The 1,113-nt window shown below is 65.9% G+C and carries 2 protein-coding genes and 1 pseudogene; all 3 read left to right on the top strand.

Going from position 1 to position 1,113, the window contains the following annotated elements; genetic code table 11:
• Positions 1–232, top strand: a pseudogene (locus AB0N07_RS51765) (vitamin K epoxide reductase); the annotation flags it as partial.
• Positions 233–287: 55 nt separating this feature from the next.
• Entirely contained in the window at positions 288–518 is a 231-nt protein-coding gene (locus AB0N07_RS51760; RefSeq protein WP_350749682.1) for a hypothetical protein, read from the top strand.
• Positions 481–1,113, top strand: a 633-nt coding sequence (locus tag AB0N07_RS51755; protein ID WP_365848043.1) for a cytochrome c oxidase assembly protein, incomplete at its 3' end; no start/stop codon positions are given. The genes AB0N07_RS51760 and AB0N07_RS51755, both read left to right, overlap by 38 nt.

Genomic DNA, 1,113 nt, shown 5'->3' with positions numbered 1-1,113 from the left:
GGCGTTGTTCGAGATCCACATCCTGTGCCTGTACTGCATGATCGTGTGGGCGGCGATGATCCCGCTGTTCATCCTGCTCACCGTGCGCAACCTCGCCCACGGCGTGATCCCCGCGCACGCCGCGGTGGTGCGGTTCTCCGCCGGCTGGGCCGGAACCCTGGTGGCCATCGCCTATGTGGCCGTGGCCGCCTCGGTGTTCTGGACCTTCTTCCCGGCCCTCCCCGGTTACTGACAAACCAGCCGCACTACGGCCCGCCCACGCGCCCGCAACGAGGAGAAACCACACCATGGCCGAGACCGACGTGCTAGTGATCGGCGCCCGCCAAGCAGGGCTGGCGCTCGGGCACTACCTGAGGCGTGAGGAGCCGAGCTGTCGGCAAAGCCGGACACAGGTTGGGAAACCGAGAAGGGCAGGCAGTAAGTTCCTTGTCCAACAGGCCCTCTACCGCCACGTCGCGACAACCGGGCAGCTCCGTGAGGATGGAGGCAAGGTCCTCGCCCGGAAAGGAAGTACATGATCGGCTGGCTGGAGCGGTGGCAGATTCCCTTGTACCTGGTTGCCCTGGGAGCCGGTGCCGCTTGCGGAAGCGGCATAACCGAACCGACACCGTGTCCACGATCAAGGGCCAAGGCCCCACTCCTACTCCGGCCTCACCTGACCCCGCTCCGGCACCACCACCGCGGCCGAAGTCGCCGACGTTTGATCGCCTCGATGAAGGGAAATTCGCTATGCCGCCGATCGACCAGTGGGTCACGTTCGAACCCCTCACCGGCTCACCCGTCGGCATCGCCGCTCTGCTGTTCGCGGCACTGTATCTGCGAGGAGCGATCTGGATGTGGCGAAACAGGCGCCGTTGGGCGATCGCCCGCACAGCATCGTTCCTGATCGGGTGCGCCCTGATCTTCGCTATCACGATGTTCGGTGTGAACCGTCTCGCGACGGAATCCATCACAGCGCTGGTGTTCCAGCAGATCACCCTGCTGACCGTCGTTCCGCCGCTCCTCATCGCAGGGTCACCCCTGCCGTCCCTGCGCGTCGATCCCGTGACCGGCGCGAGCGAGGAGCCGTTCGCGCTGGTCGACCTCGGGCGCTGCAATGTCCGTACGGCGGAG

The sequence above is a fragment of the Streptomyces sp. NPDC051172 genome (assembly GCF_040682555.1).
Classification (GTDB): domain Bacteria; phylum Actinomycetota; class Actinomycetes; order Streptomycetales; family Streptomycetaceae; genus Streptomyces.
Note: the sequence above shows the minus strand (reverse complement) of the source record. Positions and strands in the feature narration are given on the sequence as shown.

Excerpts from the sequence above, each read along its gene's own strand:
- AB0N07_RS51760 (WP_350749682.1), top strand. The coding sequence starts at position 288 with ATGGCCGAGACCGACGTGCTAGTGATCGGCGCCCGCCAAGCAGGGCTG.